Below are 21199 nucleotides of genomic sequence, written 5' to 3'. Positions count from 1 at the left end.
TCTTGTTAATTCTATCCGTTAATAAATTGACGCACTTCTATTGATTGCTTTTTAAATCAGTGCTTTTCAATCACTTTTGTTGAAGCAGATTTTCAAAATTTTGTGTGGTAATGAAAGCGATCTCTTCAAGCGTTTTATCATATACATCACTCAGCGCTTTGGCTACATAAGGAACGTATTTTGGTTCATTCGGTTTTCCTCGATAAGGCATCGGTGCCAAATAAGGACTATCCGTTTCAATCAACAAGCGATCTAAAGGCACTTGCTTTGCAACATCTCTTAAATCTTGCGCGTTTTTAAATGAAACAATTCCAGAGAAGGAAATATAATAACCACAATCTAAAACGGCTTTTGCTGTTTCCCAATCCTCTGTAAAGCAATGCAAAATACCATGTGTTGATTTTTCAGCGCGAATAATATCTACGGTTTCATGTTTTGCTGAACGGGTATGCACAACTACAGGCTTTTTAAGCTGTTGCGATGCGTGAATATGTCGTGCAAAACAGGCTTTTTGTTCAGCAATAAATTCTGTGCTATGAAAATAATCCAAGCCTGTTTCACCCAATGCCCAAACTTTTTCAGCTTGCGCCAGTTCAACCAGTTTTTCAACGCTTGCACGTTGCATCACTGCAGGATCTTCGCATGGATGTACACCAACACTATAACCCACATCTGAATGTCTTGCGGCAATTTCTGCAAGTGCGATATGGTCATCCAAATCTACAGAAATTCCCATAAATTTGGACACACCAGCATCTCTTGCTTGTTGTAATGCGGCATCGAGATCCCCTGCATAAGGTTCAAGATTTAACATGGTTAAATGGCAATGCGTATCAACAAACACAGAAATTCCTAAATATTGAAAATTGGCTTACATTGTAAAGCTAGGACGGTCTAAAGACATACTCCCAGCGAGTAGTTTTTCTGCTTCCATTTTGTAATAGATGCCTTTTTCGCCAGTGAGTTGAATTGCAAAACCTTGTGGCTTAATTCCATTTTGCTTTTGCGAAATCCAAATTACTTTCCCTGTTAAAGGAACTTTCTGTGATTGATCTGGCAAACCAGCCAGTACAAACACTTCATCGCCCATTTTTACAGGATTCTTTGATGGTACAAATAAGCCACCGCCTAAAATATAAGGCATATAACTGGCTTGTAAAGTTGCGCGATCATTGATGTTGACTTGAATCAAACCGCCCATACGTGGTTGCATGATTATTCCCCCTGAATATTCAAATTTTATGTCACATTCATTAACTGAATAGACAATTGATCAATAATTAGATTTGTTTGTACATTTTGATCAACTTTTAGCTTCGATTGTTGTAAATCTTCATAAATAGAGAACAAGCTTTGCAATTGATACTGCGCAGCAAGCTCATCTAATTGCAAGTCTGAATTCTTTACAACTTGATTCAGCTTGACACAAATTATATCTGACAACAAGTATTCAAACATTTGTAAAAAATCATAAAAACTCAGTTCTTTATTCCATTTTGAAGCAAACTGTAAAGGCATGCTTTTTTGACTGACCAGTTTTTGCCAATCTTGTAAAAATTCGCCACGTCGATTTAACCAATCCAGCTCAGCAAGTGCCAATGCTTGTAATGGCATATTATTGGATAAGTTCATCAACAAGTTGATTTTAGAATGCATTTCAATCGGTAAATGCTGTTGCAAATATTGTTCTGAAAGTGTGGGGCTAATACGATCCATAGCAAAGTGCTGTAATCGACTACGAATCGTTGCTGGCAGCTTTAGATAATGTTCTGCAAGTAAGATAATCTGTACCCGATCACCTGGCTCTTCTAGTGTTTTTAATAATGCATTTGCAGAAGCAATGTTTAAAGCTTCTGCAGGTTCAATGACTATAACGCGCCAACCATCTACTGTCTGCTGCACAAATGGTAGTAAATCACGGATCTTCTCGATCTTAATTTTCGCGTTTTGCTTCTTATTCTCTTCATCGGTCGTGATATTAACATAGTTAGGATGGGTATCCGATTTGAGCCACTGGCAACTTGCACACTCGCCACAAGCACCTTGAGGTGTTTTATTTAAACACAAAACCCATGACAAAAAATGTTGGGTAAATGCATGTTTACCACAACCTTTTTTACCATAGAACAATAAACCATGCCCTAATTTTGGAAAGCGACCTGTTAAGGTTTCCCATGTTTGTTGCTGCCAAGGATAAACCTGAGAATTAGAAGCATCCATGAATCAAAAACCTAAATACAAGTGAGGTAAAACAAGTGACGCAAATATAAATAATGCAAAGTCAAACTATTCAAAAACCGCTACATCTAAGGCGTTTAAGCGATCCAAATCTGCTTGAGTATCGACACCAGGTGGTAAATTTACTTGTGCGATATCAATCGCAATACGATGTCCATTTTCTAAAACACGTAATTGCTCTAAACTTTCCAACTGTTCTAAAACACCCACATCCCAAGTGACATATTCTTGTAAAAGCTTGACACGGTAAGCATATAAGCCCAAATGGCGATAAGCATGCTGATGTAGCTTTTGCTCAACCTGTTTAACACCCTCTCGATCGTAAGGAATTTGTGCACGACTGAAATAAAGTGCTTCGTTGAACTTAGACATCACCACTTTCACAATGCTGTCACGCTGAAACTCGTCAAGCTGATGTATAGGCTCACATAAGGTCGACATTGAACAATCCGCTTTCTGTGCCAGCAACTCAGCTACTTGAATCACCAATTGTGCAGGCAATAAAGGCTCATCCCCCTGTACATTGACAATAATATCCTCGGCATCCCAACCTTTGATCCGAGCAACTTCACTTAAACGGTCTGTGCCCGAAGGATGATTCGGATCAGTCATCACAACATCCACACCTTCTGCTCGACAAAGCGCTGCAATACGTGGGTCATCTGTCGCCACACAAAGATCATCAAATCCCTGTACTTTTTTTGCTTGATCGACCACACGTAAAATCATGGCTCGCCCATGAATTTCTAAAAGAGGCTTACCGGGAAGGCGTGAACTGGCAAAACGCGCAGGAATAACAATATGTTTCATCAAATTAACCTTGTATTAGATCAATACCAAGTTGAGTAAGTTGTTGGTTGAGTAATAGATAACATTCATCAGACAAGACAGCTCCCACTGGAACCACCCAAATCTCACGACTAAATGTAGAATGATTTTTCAATAACGGTAAAAGCTTTACCGCATCTTTTTCAGTGGTAATAATCGGATTGTTATCTTCAAACTGCAAATCATCAATTTCATAATCATAATGGTCTGGAAATTCATGACATTGAAATTGAGTTACACCGATACTTTCCAAGGTGTTATAAAAGCGTTGCGGAAAACCAATTCCAACGACTGCATAATAATCAAGTGCAGGATCAAACTGTTCAGATTGGTCAAAACTTGGATTTAATAGATAAGGTTCAGTCACTTCTAAATGCATATTGAGAGCTGAATGCGGCTGATGCGCATGCTCAATCACGGTACCGTGTTTTAAACGGCTCACAGGCTCGCGTAAATAACCTTCAGGAAGTAGCTTCTGATTGCCCAAACCTCGGTTATTATCCAGTACAATCCATTCGATTTGACGCGCCAAAGCCCAATGCTGTAAACCATCATCACTGATGATTAAATCAAGTTCATAATGTTGCAGTAGTAACTCAATATTGGCTTGGCGATTACCACCCACCACCATGGGAACCTCAGTAGACTGAACAATTAAACAAGGTTCATCGCCCACTTGATCAGGCACAGAATCTAAAGTAACCAGTGCAGGGAAAGGCCCTTGCCCCCCATAACCACGACTAATCACGCCAACGCGAACATGGTGATGTTGCAAATATTTCACCAACTGGATCAATAACGGTGTCTTTCCACTCCCGCCCACAGTAATATTTCCAATAATCATCACGGGGACAGGTGCTTGATAGGTTTTTTTTATACCTTTTTGATACAGTTGCTTATTTACCGTAAAACCGAACTGATATAACCATGACAATGGCCGCAATGCAATCAACCACTTGGACTGTTTATTCCAAGCATCTTGAATGATTTGCGCAATAGACATGTTCGATTATTCCTCAAAGTTACGTTCATACAATTGATAGTAAGCGCCATGCTTCGCCAATAACTCAGTATGAGTACCTTGTTCTATGATACGCCCTTTATCCATAACCACAATCTTATCCGCTTTTTCGATCGTAGATAGACGGTGAGCAATCACTATCGTGGTTCGATTTTGATCAAGCATCGCTTCATCAAATGCTTTTTGAATAAAGTGTTCAGACTCATTATCCAAAGCACTGGTGGCTTCATCAAGGATAAGAATTGGTGCATTTTTAAGGATTGCACGTGCAATAGCGATACGTTGACGTTGACCACCTGAAAGACTTAAGCCCTGCGCACCCAAAGGTGTGTCATAACCTTTTGGTAATTCCATAATAAAGTCATGTGCATAAGCTGCTTTAGCAGCGGCAATAATGGCTTCCTCAGATGCTTTTTCTAATTGGCCGTATGCAATATTTTCACGCACTGTTCGATCAAATAACACTACTTGCTGGTTGACCATCGCAACTTGGGTACGCAAACAACTGAGTTCAATATCTTGAATAGGCAGTTGATCTAGATAAATTTGCCCTGCACTAATTTCTTGAAAGCGCACCAACATATTCACCAAAGATGACTTACCAGCACCTGAACGCCCAACCAAAGCAATGGTTTGGCCTGCTTGTATGTCTAATGAGAAATCATCAATCCCTTTTACATTATTTTTATAAACCAAAGACACATGATCAAACTTGATATTACCCAATAATTTTGGCGTTAATGTTCCGGTATTTTCTTCTTGAGGCAGGTCTAGAACTTCAAATACAGAATATGCAGCTGCAATACCACGTTGTAATTTTTCATTGATATCTGTTAAATTTTTAATAGGCTTCGCCAATAACCCTGCTGCTGTGATATAGGCAACAAACTCGCCAGCTGAAGTATCGCCTAAAATTTGTGGACGTAATGCCAACCAAATAATGATACCTAGAGCAAAAGCCATGACCAATTGTACAAGTGGACTATTTAAGTTTTGTACAACCACCATTTTCAAACCACGTTTTAAGTTTTCTTCTGAAGACTTATAGAAACGTTTTTGTTCATTTTCCTCGCCAGCAAAGCTTTTGACAACCGCATTCGCACTGACTGTTTCTTGCACAATATGGTTCACATCTCCCATGGTATTTTGCACTTGAATAGACAGCTTACGCATGCGTTTTGAAGCTTTACGCACCAATAAACCAATAATCGGCATAAAGATAAAAATACACAAGGTTAAACGCCAATTGGTATACAGCAAATAACCCAATAAACCTAAAGCAATTGCACCATCACGAATTAATGTTTTTAACGATTCAGAGGAAGCTGCGGTTAACTGCTCCACGTTATACATAATTTTTGCAGTGATGTGACCTGATGAATTATCCAAATAATACTGCGCGGGTAGTTTTAACAGTTTGGCATAAACTTCTTGACGAATACTAAATACCAAACTTCTTGAGATGACTGCAGTAAAGTAGCCCCCCATAAACAACCCTAAGCCACGGAAAAAAATCAACAAGATAATTAGCGCTGGAAACCAATCAAGATCTCCACGATTACCATCTTGAATTGCATCAATAATATATTTAAGTAATTTCGCTACAGAAACTTCAGTTGCCGCATTTACGCCAAATCCAATAATAACGAGTAAGGCTGCCCCCCAGTACGGCTTTAAATACGCCAAAAGACGGACATAGACCTTAAAATCTTGATTCACTAATTAATAACCTCGAGATGGAACTTTGGTACTGATATTGATGTTAACGAAACCGAGCTGTCCTGCGACATCCATCACTCGTATAACATCTTGATGCGTCGCTTTGGCATCTGCAGCAATCACAAACATCAGATCACGATTGTCATTTGCTGCTTGCTTAATTGCAGTACTTAAATCAGCCGACTCTTTACTCGAAAGTGCCTGCCCATTTACTGCATAATGCCCTGCCGAGTCTACCATGACTTCAATTTTATTTTTGTATTCTTTTGGCGGAACACCTTGTGCATCCGGTAAAGAAAGATTGATCCGACTTTGCTGGTTAAAGGTGGTGGTCAGTAATAAAATCACCAATATAAATAACAAGCAATCAATCAATGGCGTAAGATTGATATGAATATCTTCAACTGTTCTGCGTCTAAATTTCATGAAACACCCCTAAAACGGATTTAACCAGCTTTCTTTTTTTCATTTTCAAGGTGTTTCTGAAAAAATAAGGCGGCATGAAATAAAGTCGACTGTTGCTCAAGTTCAGCCACATATTCCTGAACTAGGCGCTGAAAATAACGATAGGCAAATAGTGCTGGAATAGCAATCACCATACCTGCAGCTGTGGTAATTAATGCCTTAGAAATACCTGGAATCATCATGGTTGGATTGGCATTTGTACCTAAATCAATCACCAGAAAAGACTCGATAATCCCAATCACTGTACCCAATAGTCCCAATAACGGTGCAACAGCGCTCAATGTACCTAAGAAATTGATATTTTTTTCTAAATACCCAATTTCGCGCGAAGCAGTCGCTTCCATCTGAGCACGTGCAAATGCCTCGCCTTGAGCGTAAGCATCAATACCATCTTTAAAAATATAGCCCAATGCCGTTTGGCAAACTGCTTGATCTTGTTCCATTTCATCTAAAACATCGTCAACACTGCGGCCTTTTTGCATCATAAGCGACTTAGGTAGAACTAAAGATCGTTTCAGCCGTATAAATCTCTCGATTGAAATCGCAACAGTAAAAATTGAACATAAAACCAATGGCAGCATTAACCAACCGCCGGCTTTAACAAGTTCCCACATCTTTAGTTCCCCAAATTAATTAAATCGCTTAAACATTATTGTTCTGGTAAACAGATATTTAAAATTCCATCTAACTCATCAAGCGAGTTATAACTGATGACCAGCTTGCCTTTACCCTGTTTGTTATAGTCTAATTTTACACTGGCACTAAAGCGCTCTGACAGTTTCTGAGTCAGTTGTTGCACATCTGGCGCAAGTGGATCTTTAGATTTTTCCTGCTTTGGCGTATTCCAATCACGCACCAACTGCTCGGTTTGACGAACAGACAAACTCTTATCAATCACGATTTTTGCAATTTGCAATTGATCTTTAGCTTTTAGAGTCAATATCGCACGGGCGTGCCCCATGTCTAACAGACCTTGTTGCATTAAATCTTTAATTTCATCTTCTAGACTTAATAAACGCAATAAATTACTTACGGTAGTCCGTGCTTTACCTACAGTGTCTGCAATTTCTTGATGACTAAGCCCAAATTCTTCATGGAAGCGCTGTAATGCCAGTGCTTGATCAACTGGGTTTAAATCTTGACGCTGAATGTTTTCGATCAATGCCAAGGCAATCGCAACTTGATCGGTCAAATCACGCACAATTGCAGGGATTTCAGTTAAACCCGCCAATTGAGCAGCACGCCAACGACGTTCACCTGCAATGATTTCATAGGGAGTTTCGTCATTTTCAATCGGACGAATCACAATCGGCTGCATTACACCATGTTTTTTAATTGATGCTGCAAGTTCTTGTAAATCTTGCTCACCAATAAAACGACGGGGTTGATACGCGCCGCGTTTTAATTGGGTTACATCCATCTGTTTTAATTGGCCATGATCCAATGCTTGAACTTCAAGTTGTAATTTTTCTTTTTGGATTGAACCTAATAATGCATCTAAGCCACGACCCTTTGCCAACCCTCTTTTTTTCACGGTCATGCTTTATTTCCTTTTTTCACTTTACTCTTTTTCAACATTTCAGCTGCTAAATTTAAATATGCAATTGCACCTTTAGAGCTTTTCTCAAAATAAATAATCGGTAATCCATGTGCTGGCGCTTCGGCCAAACGCACATTACGCGGAATCACTGTATCATAAAGTTTCTTACCAAAATACTGTTCTAATTCGGCAGAAACATCACGGGTGAGTGCATTACGTGCATCATACATGGTACGAAGCACCCCAATAATTTCCAATTCAGGGTTTAACGCCTGTTGAATTTTATCAATGGTCTGGGTCAGATCTGCCAATCCTTCTAATGCATAATACTCACATTGCATTGGAATAATCACTGCATCTACTGCGGCTAAAGCATTGACCGTAATTAAACTTAAACTTGGTGCACAATCAACAATAATATAATCAAAGTCTTTTTCAATTTGCTGTAAAGCGTTACGAAAAATAAACTCACGTCCATCTTGCTCTGCGATTGCCAGTTCAACACCTGCCAAATCACGATTTGAGCCAAGTACTTTATAACCGACTTCAGCTTTACTAATTGCAGTTTCAATCGGTACTTCACCCAGAAGTACATCGGTGACTGAATATAACAAATCATTTTTTTGAATACCCGATCCCATGGTAGCATTACCCTGAGAGTCCATATCCACCAATAAAACACGCTTTTTCAACACTGCCAAAGAGGCAGCCAAATTCACGGCTGTCGTGGTTTTACCTACGCCACCTTTCTGGTTTGCGATAGCAATAATTTGAGCCATGGTAACCCCAACCCTTAGTCTGTTTTAAATCTGTTTTAATAAAAGTAAATGACGTTGTTCGTCTAACCGAGGTACATGCAATTCAATAATGTCACAACTCCACTTGTCTTTTAAAGCATCAACTTCTTCAGTGGGAATCAAACCTTTCATTGACGCAATGATACTGCGTTCATGCATATAAGGTTTTGAAGCTGTCACAAAATCTGTCAATGAAGCAAATGCACGACTGGTGATCACATCAAATTGTCCTAGATCATGGATACTATCTTCATTTTCTACACGTGTCTGAACTGCGACAACATTTTTTAGTTTTAAATCTGCAATAAACTGTTTCAGAAAACGAATTTTCTTACCATTTGAATCCAACAAAACACATTGGCGTTCAGGCTGGCACAGTGCAATGATCATCCCTGGCATCCCCCCGCCTGTACCAATATCGAGTAAACGACCAGCGGGTAAATCATTTAAAATACTTAAGCTATCCAATAAATGTTTAACCAACATTTCTTTTGGATCGCGAATCGCCGTTAAGTTATAAGCTTTGTTCCACAGGACGAGTGCATCTTGATATTGCAACAATAATCCTAATGCTTCATCACTAAGTTTTAAGCCAAGCTTTAGACTGCCTTGCTTTAACTCTTGAAAAAATGGATGCATGATCAAATAACATCTCTAAATAGTTAGCTGAAAGTATACCTATTTCTCGCCCGTGGAACAGTAGTTAACGATGAGTTAATACGCACTTAGGCGTATTTATCCTCACTTAACTATACTCACCCTGTCTTATTTGCAAATCCAAGGCTGTTAAACGCTCAGGTGTACCCACATCAACCCACGTTGCCTGCATTTTCTCAGCTGAGATTTTACCGTCTAGCATGCCTTGTTTAAGCAAGGGTGCAAGCGGTCTTTTACCCTGTTCCAGACCATCAAACATTTTTGGGTTAATCACAGCGACACCACTATAAGTTAAATTTTCACCTTGCTGATTTTGCTCAAAGGTATAAGCACGACCATTTGCCAAGGTAAAATCGCCCTGAGGATGCTGTTCAGGATTATTGACAAAAACCAAATGTGCAAGATCATCGGCAAGATTGATATTTAATAATGATGCAAAATCAAAAGTGGTCCATACATCACCATTGACCAGAATAAAAGGTTGATCACCGAGAAGCGCTAAGGCATTGATAATCCCACCTGCGGTTTCCAAGCCCTCATCTTCACGCGTCCAGCGTATAGTCACACCAAATTGTGAGCCATCACCCAAGGTACCAATCAGAATATCTGCCAACCATGCAGAATTAATCACGATTTCAGTCACACCGATTTTTTTTAATTTTTCTATATGCCATACAATCAGTGCTTTGCCGCCAACTTCTAATAAAGGCTTTGGCTTATAGAGGGTCAAAGGTCGCATTCTATTGCCTAGCCCCGCAGCTAAAATCATTGCTTTCATGCTGCAATCACCTCATATACGCCATATTTTTCTTCAAATTTTGGTAAAACCCGTGCATGAATAAAATGCATAAACGGTTGTAATTCTGGGTAAGGTTTTGATTCTTCCAATAAGTACCACATGACACGAGGCAAGTCTTTGAGATAACCAGATTTACCATCACGCTCAAACAAACGCACAAAAATACCTAAAATTTTGATATGGCGCTGAATTGCCATAAAGTCAGCATCTTGTTTGAATTGATCAAAATCACGATCTTGCTTGGCAGATTCTGGTAACAAGTCATAAAACACTTTAAACCACCCATACACACGCTCAGGACCCCACTGTACGTAGGCATCACGGGTAATCGAAATCAAATCATAGGTGTCCGCACCAATCACTGCATCTTGAAAATCAATCACGCCTTGGTCTTTCTCAGCTTCAAGAATCATCAGATTACGACTATGGAAATCACGATGTACGATTACTTGAGGTTGTGCCAAAGCTGCATTGGCAAGAATAGCAAAGGTTCGTTTAATTAACCCAAGCTCTTCATCTGTTACTTGGATAGCTAATGAGGGTAACAACCAATCCGTTAACAATTCCATTTCTGAGATCAGCTTTTCATAGGCATATGTTGGCAAGTGTGATGAATCAGCAGCAATAGACTGCAACTGCACCAACTGCTTAAAACTTTGCGCATAATGTGCATCTACCGTTTGACCATTCAATTGTGTAGATAACAATACATCGCCAAAATCTTCAAGTAACAACAAACCTTGATCTAAATCCTTGGCAACAATATGAGGTACACGCACCCCATTTGTGTCAAAGAATTCATCAATCGCAACAAAAGGACGACAATCTTCCTTCTCAGGAGGTGCATCCATAAGCATAAATGTTTTATTATTCAAGGTAATTCGTGCATAACGACGGAAACTCGCATCGCCTGCTAAAAAATTGATTTCAAATTGATCTGAACTGAGTACAGATGTTAACCATGTTTGTATCAATTGTTCACGTTGTGTATTCATTTGCAATTTAATCTAATTCAGGCTGAATTTTTGAAGTGCTAAGTGTAGCTACTTATCGACTTTTTCTCTATGATGCGACAATAATTAATTGCGATTAGCATATTTGGTTAACGAGACAAATGAAGCATCAGTTTAAATTTAATCCTTTAGCGACTGCTATTTTGACACTTCTTTGTGGAAGTTCAGTATCCAGCTATGCTGAATCGACAGACACTGTTTCTGAAGTTAATAATAAGCAACTGAATGCAGCCATCAAAGAAAGCTTTGCAGGGCAAAATTTCTTTGAACAATATTATGTGGACAAAAACTCACCTGAAGCACAGGTACGTGATTTAAAAAATCCAAGTACCCGTTATTGTGAAGGTGTCTGGGTTACACCTTTTAGCACCCAAGCTAAATCAACAAACCCAGAAGAAGCATCATCTGTGATTACTGCAGATAATGGTTATTACAATCCCAATGGCGACTCTTTCCTGTCTGGTGATGTGGTCATTGACCAATCTGGACGTATGATCCGTGCTGATGAAGTGACCATTGATAAAACACAAACTTTCGCCAAAGCGAAAGGCAATGTACAAATGGCACAAGGTGGTATCATCGCGCAAAGTGATCAGATTGATTACAACCTGAAAGATGAAACTGGGCAGCTAAATAATAGTTTCTATATTGCAGAATTGACCCACGCACATGGTCATGCAGAAAAAATAGAAAGAACTTCGCCAACCAATATCGTCCTTGAAAATGCCACCTACACCACCTGCCCACCCGATGAAAAACCCACTTGGAAAATTCAGGCCAATAAAATTGAATTGGATCAAGACACTGGTCGAGGTGTAACGCGTGGCACCAAACTCTATGTTAAGGATGTGCCTGTACTCGCAGTTCCATATTTTAACTTCCCAATCGATGACCGCCGTACTACAGGGATTTTAAATCCTAGTTTTGGCTTTACCAATGATGGTGGTTTTGAACTCGCAGTTCCCGTTTATTTAAATTTGGCGCCCAACTATGATGCCACCATTACACCACGGCTGATTACTGACCGTGGTCTTATGGCTCAAGGTGAGTTTCGTTATTTAACTGAGAACTTTGGTGCTGGTAGCGTTTGGGGAAGTTACTTACCTTCTGACCGTGATTATAATGATGAAGATCGTAAAGACCTGCATTTTCTGCACAAGTGGGATATCACTAAACAATGGTCAACCAACTTAGAATATAACTATGTTTCTGATAAAGATTTTTTCTCAGATCTAGATAATAACCCAAACACTCGTACAGAGCTGAACCAACGTCGCGCATGGGAACTCAACTACAATCACGGTATTCCAGGCTTAAAAGCTCAGCTTAAAGTTGAGGACTTCCAAACCCTTGATAAAACCATCAAAGATGTAGATAAGCCATATGCCCGCCTACCGCAGTTTTTACTGAACTATGTCGCTGGAAATCCGCAAGGTTTGGAATACGAATTTAACAACGATACTGCGTATTTCCAAAAAGACATCAATGATGCCGATTATAACAACCAGCCAAGTGGTACACGTTTATATAACCAATTTGCGACACGTTATAATTTCCGTAATCCATGGTCTTTTGTGATTCCTGAAGTCTCTGTTCGAAGTTTAAATACTTTCTATGATCAAACCACAGTAGATCAACTTAATTTAAATAACCAAAGCCAAGATAGCAAAAACAAATCCGTTGTTGTTCCTCAATTTACTTTGGATACGGGTTTAACATTTGAAAAGGACGGAAAATTTCTCCAAACCATTACACCTCGCGCTTTCTATGCGTATGCACCATATAAAAATCAAACAGGTTATCCAAACTTTGATTCAACAACAGCTTCTATCAGCTATGATCAATTGTTTAGCCCGTACCGCTTTTATGGACATGACCGTTTAGAAGACAATAACTTTTTATCTCTTGGTTTAAGTTATAGCTTATTTGATACAGTCGGCTTAGAGCGCTTAAGAGCCAGTATTGGTCAAAGTTATTATTTTGATGATCGAAAAGTTACTTTACTCAACAATACAGATGATTTAGACAGAGAAAAACATACTGGTCCTGTGCTGAGCCTTTCTAGCCAACTTTCACAAAACTTCACACTGAGTACCAATTCAGCGTGGATGTCAAATGGTGATAGCGCTCAACATGACTTCCAATTGTATTATACAGGCCAACGCGGAAACCTTTATAACGTTGGTTATTTTTATCGCAATAACCTCCCTGACCGTCAACGTGCATATGATCAAGCAGTTGCATCATTTATACAGCCTGTAAAAGACAACTGGCGTATTATGGGACATGTTCAATATGACCTTGACAACCATGTCGCACGCGAATATTTATTGGGTGTGAATTATGAATCTTGTTGTTGGGGAATTTCCGTCTATGGTCGCTCGTACTTTAATGATCTAGATGACGTTTCTCTTCCTGATACAAAGCCAAAACGCGCAGTGATGGCTGAGATCACACTAAAAGGACTTGGTGGTTTGAACAACAAGTTAAGTTCATTACTTGAAAATCGTATTTTAGGTTTTGATAAAGCTAATCAATCTTGGACACATTAATGAAGACGCAAAAATTTAAAAAATTATTTAAAGCATCAACCTTAGCTTTACTCATCTCCACCTCGGTATCAGTTTATGCTGCTCCGCAGGACCAAATCATTGCAATTGTTGGTTCTACAGCAATTTTAAAAAGTGATTTAGACCAAGGTGTTGCTGAAGCGACACATCGACTTCAGGCACAAAAGAAAGAAATCCCACCACAAAACATTCTGCAACAGCAAGTACTGAGTCAGCTCATCACCCATGATGCACAGCTTGAACAAGTGAAGAAGTATGGCTTAAAAGCAGATGAAAAAAGCTTAAATGAAGCCGTATTGAAAGTTGCCCAACAATCTGGTGCAAATTCTTTAGAAGCTTTTCAAAAAAAATTAGATGCTGTTGCACCGGGTACCTATGAATTACTGCGTAACCGTGTTGCGGAAGATTTACTCATTCAACGATTGAGTCAACAACAAGTGATGTCTCGTATCAAGATCACTGACCTTGATGTTGAAAACTTCTTAAAATCACCTGAAGGTCAAGCTGCTGTTGGTAGTCAAGTCCATGTACTACATATGCGTATTTCAGGAGAAGCGCCTGCAAGCGAGTTAGAAAGTATTGCAAAAGCAGTCCGTACTGACTTAAAAGATAGCAATGACGTTAAAAGCATAGAAAAGAAATTTAGCACAGCTCAAGTTAAAGTTGATGGTGCTGATATGGGCTTCCGTCCGCTTTCAGATATCCCAACAGATCTTGCTGCACGTGTTACTACCCTTGAGCCAGGACAAACCACTGACTTAATTCCAGCAAAAGACGGCGTTCATGTTTTAAAATTATTAGAAAAAAAATCGAATGAGCAAAAAGCTTTAGTTCCGCAATTTAATACGCGTCATATTTTGATTAAAACATCAGAAGTTGTTAGCCCTGAAAATGCAAAGCAAACCATTGACAGTATTTATAACCGCTTAAAAGCGGGCGATGATTTTGCTACGCTTGCTTCAACCTATTCAAATGACCCTGGTTCTGCTCGTGATGGCGGAAGTCTTGGCTGGGTAAGCCCTGGCATGATGGTTCCTGAATTTGACAAACTCATGCAGAGTTCACCAGTCAACGAAATCAGCAAACCATTTCAAACTCAGTTTGGCTGGCATATTCTCCAAGTTACAGGCACACGTCAACAAGATATGACCTCAGAGTACCAAAAGCGTATGGCTCGCCAAATTTTAGGTGAACGTCAATTCGAATCAGAATATGACGGCTGGTTAAGAGAGTTACGTGCAAATACTTACATTGAAATCAAAGACCCAAGCCTAGATCCAAAGAAAAATGAAAGTTAAGTCTATGCTAAGTCGTTAAATTAAAAACCAGTGCTTTTGCACTGGTTTTTTTCTCTCTAAATTTAGCAGCACCAATAAAAAAGAGACGCCAATTTGGCGTCTCTTTTACAATCGTTCTTGTTAAATCAAGAAATTAACGATTGTTTTCATCTTCTTGTGAATCTTCAAATTTTGTTTCGCCACCAAAGTCAGTACCTTGACCGCCGAAGCCACCTTGACCACCGAAGCCGCCTTGACCACCGAAGCCACCTTGACCGCCGAAGCCACCTTGGCTACCGAAACCACCTTGACCACCGAAACCGCCTTGTTGACCACCAAAGCCGCCTTGTTGACCACCGAAGCCGCCTTGACCACCGAAGCCACCAGCTTGACCACCGAAGCCGCCAGCTTGACCGCCGAAGCCACCAGCAGCGCCTTGAGCACCAGCAGGAGCACCAGCAGGACGTGGATTACGTGCAGGTACTACAGTTGAAATAGCATGCTTATAAACCATTTGGCTTACTGTGTTTTTCAACAAAACAACATACTGGTCAAAAGATTCAATATGACCTTGTAATTTAATACCGTTTACAAGAAAAATAGAAACAGGAATACGTTCTTTACGGAGAGAATTTAAGAACGGATCTTGTAAAGTTTGACCTTTAGACATTTTATACTCCAAAAAAAATTAAAATCAGCGCAAAAACTACCTTTATTTTTCAATTAAAATTTATAAAAAAGGTAGTTGTTAAATTTTGCTTTATCCGTATAAGTTTCGCAAGTCTTCTTGTGCTTGGTTTATCGTAAAAAAAGTTTGAAAAGAGTGTGTTTCTTGCAAAGATCGTAACCATGTGTATTGACGTTTTGCTAATTGTCGTGTCGCAAATAGTGCTTTATCCTTCATTTGACGCTCACTTTCTTGACTCAAATCACTGTTTTTTAAAAAATCTATCGCTTGTCGGTATCCAACAGAGCGTGAAGAAGGTAAATTTTCTTCGAGATCGTATTTTTTCATAAGATTTTCAACCTCATTTAAAAATCCGATTTCCCACATTTTTTCCAAACGAAGTTCAATTCTCTTGTGCAGCTCTAGGCGATCAGGCAATAAAGCATAATTATGAAAATCATATCGGTACGGTTGATTCTTCGGTTGTTCCGCCTGTAGTTGAGTAATCGGACGACCAGTAATTTTATACACTTCTAAAGCGCGAATGATTCTTTGCTTATCACTGACTTTAAATTTTTCACCTGCCAATACATCAACAGATTTTAATTCATCATACACCGATTGCCAGCCTTCCGTTTCACCTTTTAACTCAATCGCAGCACGAATCGCGTAATCAGCACTCGGTAAATTTGTAGAAAGCCCCTCAAGCAACGCTTTAAAATATAGCATTGTACCGCCAACTAAAATAGGTGTTTTACCGCGTGCATGGATATCATCAATCAGTTGACAAGCATCCTCGACAAATTCAGCAGCGGAATAAACCTCAAGTGGGGTAATAATATCAATCAAATGATGCGGATAACGCTCCTGCTCCGCTTTGGTTGGCTTTGCAGTACCAATATCCATATCTTTATAGACCAAGGCAGAATCTACAGAAATAAGCTCATAATTCCCATGATCATACAATTCACATGCCAAAGCAGTTTTACCGCTTGCGGTTGGTCCCATTAAATTGATGACGGGCAATTGATTTGACATGTACAACTACTCTCCTCGAGCAAATAATTTATCTAATTGGGGCAATGGAAATGCACGCCATGTTGGTCGACCATGATTACACTGACTGGCAAATTCTGTGTGTTCCATTTGACGCAACAAAGCATTCATTTCGGAAAGACTTAGCATCCGATGGGCACGCACTGCACCATGGCATGCCATGCCTGCTAAAATTTGATCACGTTTTTGCTGTAGCGCCTGCGCTTCATCATTTGGATCTAAATCATTGAGTAATTCAGGTACCAAGGATTCAAAATCTGCTTTATGTAAAATCGCAGGTACACCACGTACAATCACTTGATCATCACCATATTGATCGATTTCTAGGCCTAAGCGTTCCAACTGTGGTTTTAAATCATCAACACGGGTTGCCTGCATACGGGTAATCGAAATAACTTTAGGAATAAGCAACTGTTGTGAGGTCCAAAATTCTGGTTTATCCCATGCAGATTTCATTTGTTGTAGCAAAATACGTTCATGCGCTGCATGCATATCGACAATAATCAGGCCTTCCGTATTCTGTGCAAGAATATAAATCCCATGTAATTGCGCTATTGCAATTCCCAACGGATATTCATCAACCTGATGGACCTGTTTATTTTGGATCTCTTGTACAGATCGCTCATAGGACGCTTGATCTGTTAATTCTTGATCAGCATCACCAGACTCACGTAAAGGGGCTAAATAGCTTTTCAAGGCGTTATTGAGTTGTTGAGTGCCACGATACTGCTGTTGTGGTTCATAGTGGGAATAATTGACTGTTTGGGCTTGTGTATCCCTAAAATCTGTTAGACCACTATGCTGTAAAGACCCATCTGAATTGCTTCGGCTATTTTGATCACTTTCATGTTGCTCAGCTGGCGCATTGCGATGTAAAGGAAATTGTTCCTGATAGCGTGGCTGCGCTGACAATGCTTGATTTTCTGTTACCCCATCCTGCTTCATTGCAGAAGATAAATCCGCAGTTGCAGTCTGAAATTGAGATAAGGTGTCTTTAGCAAAATGTCGTACAAACTCATGTACTTCACGCTGATTAAGGAAACGGATTTCATGCTTGGTTGGATGCACATTGACATCAATATTTTCAGGATCAACTTCTAAAAACAGCAAATACGCTGCATGTTGATGTCCATGCAAAATACCATCATATGCCATACGCAAAGCATGAGAAATGGTTTTATCTTTGACAATACGACCATTCACATAGACATATTGCAAATCGGCTTGTGCTCGCGCATCTGAAGGATGTCCTAACCAGCCTGATAAACGCATGCTAATACTGTCTGCATCTATCCAATAAGCATTTTCAGTGAATTGGCGACCCAATAATTGCTGTACCCGTTGAAATCTTAGCTCACCACTATCTGCAATCGGCAAATTAAGGCGAATATTGTCATTATGTTCTAAAACAAAGCGGATATCGAAATGCGTAAGCGCCATTCGACGTACAATTTCCTCAATATGACCAAATTCAGTACTTGGTTTCTTTAAAAATTTACGCCGCGCAGGCACATTAAAAAACAAATCCTGAATACGGATATGTGTACCTTGTTGGGTTGCTACCGCTTGAATATCTTGATGGTCAAATGCTGTACCATTGACTTCTAGTTGGTAACCGACACCTGAATCATCCTGACTACTGGTTAAAGTTAAACGCGAAACCGCTGCGATAGAGGCAAGCGCCTCTCCACGAAAGCCTAAACTCACAATTGCTTGTAAATCTTCAGCAGATTGAATTTTACTGGTTGCATGACGGGTGACTGAAAGTGCTAAATCCTCAGCGTGAATACCTCGACCATTGTCAATAATTTCAATTAGGGTGCTACCACCATTTGCCACACGAATAATCAGCTCAGTCGCACCTGCATCAATCGAGTTTTCAAGCAACTCTTTCACTACAGATGATGGTCGTTCAATCACCTCACCTGCAGCAATTTGGTTGGCCAGTGCTGGATCTAAGTTTTGGATACGTCTTAAACTGATATCTTCGCGTTGCATTCAATTAACCTAAAAATTTAAATAAATTAAAATATATGATGGGCTTAAAATGCTGAAACCATTGATCAAGTCAACGCTTCAATCAATTCAGCAGAAATACTTTCAATGACCACTTCTCGTGCAGCTTCATCTTCTGTTTTTAAAATGCGAATGACGTGATCTGGCTGTGGAATTTCATCACCGCCCTTAGAAGGCCATTCAAATAAGAATAAAGCATTCTCGACCTCTAAATAATCACGAATACCCATCAATTCAAGCTCATAAGGATCATTTAAACGGTATAAGTCAAAATGAAACACCTCTTTCGCATTGATATTATAAGGTTCTACCAAGGTATATGTTGGACTTTTAACCGCACCCTGATGACCTAAACTTTGCAACCAATAGCGTGTGAGTGTGGTTTTACCTGCCCCCAAGTCACCGATTAAATAAATCACGCCTTTTGCAATATGTTGAGCTAACTTTTGTGCCAACATTTGGGTGTCTTGTTCATTGCTCAGACTTAATTTATATGAATATTGCATAACGCTCACGACATGATTCAAACCAGACAATATGATAGCATTGCGTGACTTTAAAACCTATGTTGCATTGTTTAGAAATCATGTTTTGATACTTTCCAACACGCTTAGACAACTCACTTTAAACTTATCTGCATAAAAAATACGCTTATGAAACCCGCCACCCCTGTTTCAGAATATCAACCGCCAATGAGAGATGGTGTAACTGCATCAAAAGTTTATCTCCCCAAGCGAGCAGATTTACCTAAAAATTTATTCAGTTATTTATGTGAGCATTTTCCACATATTCCAGCCAATGAATGGCAACAACGTTTTCAAGACCAACTCATCATCGATATGCAAGGACAAGCATTAACCGTTGATCACCCCTATCTAGAGAATACCCATCTTTACTACTATCGATTTTTACCCCATGAAATTCATGTGCCATTTCAAGAAAAGATATTGTTTGAAAATGAAAATTTAATCGTGGTAGACAAGCCTCACTTTTTAACCATCAGCCCTTCTGGGCAATATATACAAGAAACCTTATTAGTTCGTTTAAAAAAAACCACAAACAACCCAGACCTCACCCCAATCCATCGCTTAGATCGAGAAACTGCTGGCGTTGTATTGTTTTCAAAACGGTCTCAAACACGTGGTTTATATCAACAAATGTTTGCTGAGCGGCAAGTCAATAAGACCTATCAAGCGATTGCTCTATTCAATGCTAATTTAAAATTTCCATGTGCTGTGGACTTGAGAATGGAAAAGGGCGAACCCTTTTACACCATGAAAGTTGTTGAGGGAAAATCAAACTCATATACCGAAATTGATCTGATTGAACACAATCAAATTTGGGCAAAATATTTACTAAAGCCGACTACAGGTAAACAACATCAATTACGGATGCATTTAAATTGGTTAAATATTCCAATTAAAAACGATCCTTTTTATCCGCAAGTTCTACATAAAGATGCTGCTGATTTTTCACAACCTTTACAGCTATTAGCCAAGAAAATTGAGTTCCTTGATCCGATTACACAAGCCGAATATTGCTTTTGTTCTGACTATGAATTGACACTGTAATTTTGACGTAATGACAAATATATGACTTTTTGACGATTAAGCATTGAAATTCCGAAAGCTTTGATTAAAATAAGCATTCAAACTCAAATTTTGTTTGGTCACTATTCATGAGAAAAACCGAAGTCTATCAAGTACGTCTTGATTCACAAGAAAAAAAACTAGCATTTGCTGTTTTTAAACAATTGGGGATTACGCCTGCACAAGCAGTTCGACTGTTTTTTAAACAAGTTGTCATCACAAAATCCATCCCTTTCGCCATAGAAAATCAGAATATCAATATGGATCAGTTATTCAAGCTGAGAAAACTTAAGCAAGACCAACAAAACGGACAACTGAATTCTTCTGTTGATTTAAATGATGACGATGAAGATCTATTTGCAGAGTTAAATGCCATCTTGGGTGAAAGTGACAAAAAATAACACTGTCGCATTTTTAAACAAATAATTAAGTTTACTTTTCTATTTTTTGGTTATGCTCTTTTGCAAAGATAAAAATCATTGCAAGGAGTAATAAATGATCGTTAGACGAGCGACCAAAGAAGATTTAAATCAACTTGCTACTTTATTTGATGAATATCGCCAATTTTATGGTGCATCTTCCAATATCCAACAGTCCTTTAATTTTTTAAAACAACGTTTTGAAAATAAAGAAAGTGTTATCTTCATCCATGTAAAAGATGATGTTTTTACAGGCTTTGTGTTGTTATACCAAGGCTTTTCATCTGTTTCTTGTTCAAAGTACTATATTTTAGATGATGTGTATGTAACACCTGTTTTTCGTCGACAAGGTTCTGCCAAACAACTGATTGATACTGCAATTCTCTTTGCACGCCATGAAGATGCGCAACGAATCAGTTTAGAAACCCAGAAAAACAATTACCATTCACATCAGCTCTATGAGCAAATGGGCTTTGTTAAAGACAATGAATTCCAGACATTTCATTGTTTCCTCAAGTAGTTTTTACA

General features: G+C 39.1%; 22 protein-coding genes. 5 read left to right on the top strand and 17 right to left on the bottom strand.

What is annotated here, in order from left to right; all coding sequences use genetic code 11:
• Window positions 1-70 precede the first annotated feature (70 nt).
• From AS4_RS09725 to AS4_RS09665, 13 genes are all read right to left on the bottom strand, one after another.
• Complete coding sequence (locus AS4_RS09725) at window positions 71-844, bottom strand: TatD family hydrolase (RefSeq protein WP_004720827.1); 774 nt, start codon at window positions 842-844, stop codon at window positions 71-73.
• A 27-nt stretch (window positions 845-871) separates the two neighbouring features.
• The gene (locus AS4_RS09720; RefSeq protein ID WP_004821228.1) at window positions 872-1213 is read right to left on the bottom strand and encodes a PilZ domain-containing protein; all 342 of its coding nucleotides are present in this window, start codon (window positions 1211-1213) and stop codon (window positions 872-874) included.
• A gap of 26 nt (window positions 1214-1239) precedes the next feature.
• The gene (locus AS4_RS09715) at window positions 1240-2220 is read right to left on the bottom strand and encodes a DNA polymerase III subunit delta' (RefSeq protein WP_096734011.1); all 981 of its coding nucleotides are present in this window, start codon (window positions 2218-2220) and stop codon (window positions 1240-1242) included.
• 66 nt (window positions 2221-2286) lie between these two features.
• Window positions 2287-3048: a 3-deoxy-manno-octulosonate cytidylyltransferase gene (gene kdsB, locus AS4_RS09710; RefSeq protein ID WP_096734010.1), complete on the bottom strand. Its 762-nt coding sequence runs from the start codon at window positions 3046-3048 to the stop codon at window positions 2287-2289.
• Window positions 3049-3052: 4 nt separating this feature from the next.
• A complete protein-coding gene (lpxK, locus tag AS4_RS09705; protein WP_004821223.1) occupies window positions 3053-4069 on the bottom strand; it encodes a tetraacyldisaccharide 4'-kinase in 1017 nt (338 codons plus the stop codon).
• Window positions 4070-4075: 6 nt separating this feature from the next.
• Window positions 4076-5806: a lipid A export permease/ATP-binding protein MsbA gene (gene msbA / locus AS4_RS09700; RefSeq protein ID WP_034610206.1), complete on the bottom strand. Its 1731-nt coding sequence runs from the start codon at window positions 5804-5806 to the stop codon at window positions 4076-4078.
• Between the two features lie 3 nt (window positions 5807-5809).
• Complete coding sequence (locus tag AS4_RS09695) at window positions 5810-6232, bottom strand: ExbD/TolR family protein (RefSeq protein ID WP_004821219.1); 423 nt, start codon at window positions 6230-6232, stop codon at window positions 5810-5812.
• Window positions 6233-6252: 20 nt separating this feature from the next.
• Window positions 6253-6885: a MotA/TolQ/ExbB proton channel family protein gene (locus AS4_RS09690; RefSeq protein WP_004821216.1), complete on the bottom strand. Its 633-nt coding sequence runs from the start codon at window positions 6883-6885 to the stop codon at window positions 6253-6255.
• 35 nt (window positions 6886-6920) lie between these two features.
• Window positions 6921-7811, bottom strand: coding sequence for a ParB/RepB/Spo0J family partition protein (locus tag AS4_RS09685; protein ID WP_004720851.1), 891 nt, complete (start codon window positions 7809-7811; stop codon window positions 6921-6923).
• Window positions 7808-8590 (bottom strand): ParA family protein, encoded by a 783-nt coding sequence (locus AS4_RS09680; RefSeq protein WP_096734009.1) that lies wholly within the window; start codon window positions 8588-8590, stop codon window positions 7808-7810. The genes AS4_RS09685 and AS4_RS09680 overlap by 4 nt, the downstream gene beginning before the upstream one ends.
• A 24-nt stretch (window positions 8591-8614) precedes the next feature.
• A complete protein-coding gene (gene rsmG / locus AS4_RS09675) occupies window positions 8615-9247 on the bottom strand; it encodes a 16S rRNA (guanine(527)-N(7))-methyltransferase RsmG (RefSeq protein WP_004821214.1) in 633 nt (210 codons plus the stop codon).
• Window positions 9248-9353: 106 nt separating this feature from the next.
• Complete coding sequence (gene murU, locus AS4_RS09670) at window positions 9354-10043, bottom strand: N-acetylmuramate alpha-1-phosphate uridylyltransferase MurU (RefSeq protein WP_096734008.1); 690 nt, start codon at window positions 10041-10043, stop codon at window positions 9354-9356.
• Complete coding sequence (locus AS4_RS09665; RefSeq protein ID WP_096734007.1) at window positions 10040-11059, bottom strand: aminoglycoside phosphotransferase family protein; 1020 nt, start codon at window positions 11057-11059, stop codon at window positions 10040-10042. The genes murU and AS4_RS09665 overlap by 4 nt, the downstream gene beginning before the upstream one ends.
• Window positions 11060-11178: 119 nt before the next feature.
• Here AS4_RS09665 and AS4_RS09660 point away from each other — a divergent pair, with 119 nt between their 5' ends.
• Together AS4_RS09660 and AS4_RS09655 are read left to right on the top strand one after the other, a co-directional pair.
• Window positions 11179-13629 (top strand): LPS-assembly protein LptD, encoded by a 2451-nt coding sequence (locus tag AS4_RS09660; protein ID WP_096734006.1) that lies wholly within the window; start codon window positions 11179-11181, stop codon window positions 13627-13629.
• On the top strand, window positions 13629-14945 hold the full coding sequence (locus AS4_RS09655) for a peptidylprolyl isomerase (protein ID WP_004821208.1): 1317 nt from the start codon (window positions 13629-13631) through the stop codon (window positions 14943-14945). The genes AS4_RS09660 and AS4_RS09655 overlap by 1 nt, the downstream gene beginning before the upstream one ends.
• 133 nt (window positions 14946-15078) lie before the next feature.
• Here AS4_RS09655 and hfq read toward each other — a convergent pair whose 3' ends face one another.
• The 4 genes from hfq to tsaE form a co-directional block, all read right to left on the bottom strand.
• Complete coding sequence (hfq, locus tag AS4_RS09650) at window positions 15079-15594, bottom strand: RNA chaperone Hfq (protein WP_004720864.1); 516 nt, start codon at window positions 15592-15594, stop codon at window positions 15079-15081.
• A 90-nt stretch (window positions 15595-15684) separates the two neighbouring features.
• Complete coding sequence (miaA, locus tag AS4_RS09645) at window positions 15685-16629, bottom strand: tRNA (adenosine(37)-N6)-dimethylallyltransferase MiaA (protein WP_004720866.1); 945 nt, start codon at window positions 16627-16629, stop codon at window positions 15685-15687.
• Between the two features lie 6 nt (window positions 16630-16635).
• On the bottom strand, window positions 16636-18645 hold the full coding sequence (gene mutL / locus AS4_RS09640; protein ID WP_096734005.1) for a DNA mismatch repair endonuclease MutL: 2010 nt from the start codon (window positions 18643-18645) through the stop codon (window positions 16636-16638).
• A 65-nt stretch (window positions 18646-18710) separates the two neighbouring features.
• A complete protein-coding gene (gene tsaE / locus AS4_RS09635) occupies window positions 18711-19169 on the bottom strand; it encodes a tRNA (adenosine(37)-N6)-threonylcarbamoyltransferase complex ATPase subunit type 1 TsaE (RefSeq protein WP_004720868.1) in 459 nt (152 codons plus the stop codon).
• 147 nt (window positions 19170-19316) lie between these two features.
• On the opposite strand from tsaE, the gene AS4_RS09630 reads away from it, so the two are divergent.
• From AS4_RS09630 to AS4_RS09620, 3 genes are all read left to right on the top strand, one after another.
• Window positions 19317-20234 carry a pseudouridine synthase gene (locus tag AS4_RS09630; RefSeq protein WP_096734004.1) on the top strand — a complete coding sequence of 306 codons (918 nt, stop codon included), beginning with the start codon at window positions 19317-19319 and terminating at the stop codon, window positions 20232-20234.
• 107 nt (window positions 20235-20341) lie between these two features.
• On the top strand, window positions 20342-20653 hold the full coding sequence (locus AS4_RS09625; RefSeq protein WP_004720870.1) for a type II toxin-antitoxin system RelB/DinJ family antitoxin: 312 nt from the start codon (window positions 20342-20344) through the stop codon (window positions 20651-20653).
• 94 nt (window positions 20654-20747) lie between these two features.
• Window positions 20748-21191: a GNAT family N-acetyltransferase gene (locus tag AS4_RS09620; RefSeq protein WP_004821200.1), complete on the top strand. Its 444-nt coding sequence runs from the start codon at window positions 20748-20750 to the stop codon at window positions 21189-21191.
• Window positions 21192-21199: the final 8 nt, after the last annotated feature.

Origin of the sequence: Acinetobacter guillouiae (assembly GCF_002370525.2) — a bacterium.
In the GTDB taxonomy this organism is placed as follows: domain Bacteria; phylum Pseudomonadota; class Gammaproteobacteria; order Pseudomonadales; family Moraxellaceae; genus Acinetobacter; species Acinetobacter guillouiae.
This window is presented reverse-complemented; position numbering and strand designations above follow the sequence as displayed.

What these genes read in the sequence shown, in the direction of transcription:
- AS4_RS09685 (WP_004720851.1), bottom strand. Translation starts at nt 7,811, where the DNA reads ATGACCGTGAAAAAAAGAGGGTTGGCAAAGGGTCGTGGCTTAGATGCA.
- murU (WP_096734008.1), bottom strand. Translation starts at nt 10,043, where the DNA reads ATGAAAGCAATGATTTTAGCTGCGGGGCTAGGCAATAGAATGCGACCT.
- AS4_RS09625 (WP_004720870.1), top strand. Translation starts at nt 20,342, where the DNA reads ATGAGAAAAACCGAAGTCTATCAAGTACGTCTTGATTCACAAGAAAAA.
- kdsB (WP_096734010.1), bottom strand. Translation starts at nt 3,048, where the DNA reads ATGAAACATATTGTTATTCCTGCGCGTTTTGCCAGTTCACGCCTTCCC.
- AS4_RS09620 (WP_004821200.1), top strand. Translation starts at nt 20,748, where the DNA reads ATGATCGTTAGACGAGCGACCAAAGAAGATTTAAATCAACTTGCTACT.
- AS4_RS09690 (WP_004821216.1), bottom strand. Translation starts at nt 6,885, where the DNA reads ATGTGGGAACTTGTTAAAGCCGGCGGTTGGTTAATGCTGCCATTGGTT.
- AS4_RS09660 (WP_096734006.1), top strand. Translation starts at nt 11,179, where the DNA reads ATGAAGCATCAGTTTAAATTTAATCCTTTAGCGACTGCTATTTTGACA.
- rsmG (WP_004821214.1), bottom strand. Translation starts at nt 9,247, where the DNA reads ATGCATCCATTTTTTCAAGAGTTAAAGCAAGGCAGTCTAAAGCTTGGC.
- AS4_RS09680 (WP_096734009.1), bottom strand. Translation starts at nt 8,590, where the DNA reads ATGGCTCAAATTATTGCTATCGCAAACCAGAAAGGTGGCGTAGGTAAA.
- tsaE (WP_004720868.1), bottom strand. Translation starts at nt 19,169, where the DNA reads ATGCAATATTCATATAAATTAAGTCTGAGCAATGAACAAGACACCCAA.
- mutL (WP_096734005.1), bottom strand. Translation starts at nt 18,645, where the DNA reads ATGCAACGCGAAGATATCAGTTTAAGACGTATCCAAAACTTAGATCCA.
- AS4_RS09630 (WP_096734004.1), top strand. Translation starts at nt 19,317, where the DNA reads ATGAAACCCGCCACCCCTGTTTCAGAATATCAACCGCCAATGAGAGAT.
- miaA (WP_004720866.1), bottom strand. Translation starts at nt 16,629, where the DNA reads ATGTCAAATCAATTGCCCGTCATCAATTTAATGGGACCAACCGCAAGC.
- AS4_RS09665 (WP_096734007.1), bottom strand. Translation starts at nt 11,059, where the DNA reads ATGAATACACAACGTGAACAATTGATACAAACATGGTTAACATCTGTA.
- AS4_RS09720 (WP_004821228.1), bottom strand. Translation starts at nt 1,213, where the DNA reads ATGCAACCACGTATGGGCGGTTTGATTCAAGTCAACATCAATGATCGC.
- AS4_RS09695 (WP_004821219.1), bottom strand. Translation starts at nt 6,232, where the DNA reads ATGAAATTTAGACGCAGAACAGTTGAAGATATTCATATCAATCTTACG.
- lpxK (WP_004821223.1), bottom strand. Translation starts at nt 4,069, where the DNA reads ATGTCTATTGCGCAAATCATTCAAGATGCTTGGAATAAACAGTCCAAG.
- hfq (WP_004720864.1), bottom strand. Translation starts at nt 15,594, where the DNA reads ATGTCTAAAGGTCAAACTTTACAAGATCCGTTCTTAAATTCTCTCCGT.
- AS4_RS09655 (WP_004821208.1), top strand. Translation starts at nt 13,629, where the DNA reads ATGAAGACGCAAAAATTTAAAAAATTATTTAAAGCATCAACCTTAGCT.
- AS4_RS09715 (WP_096734011.1), bottom strand. Translation starts at nt 2,220, where the DNA reads ATGGATGCTTCTAATTCTCAGGTTTATCCTTGGCAGCAACAAACATGG.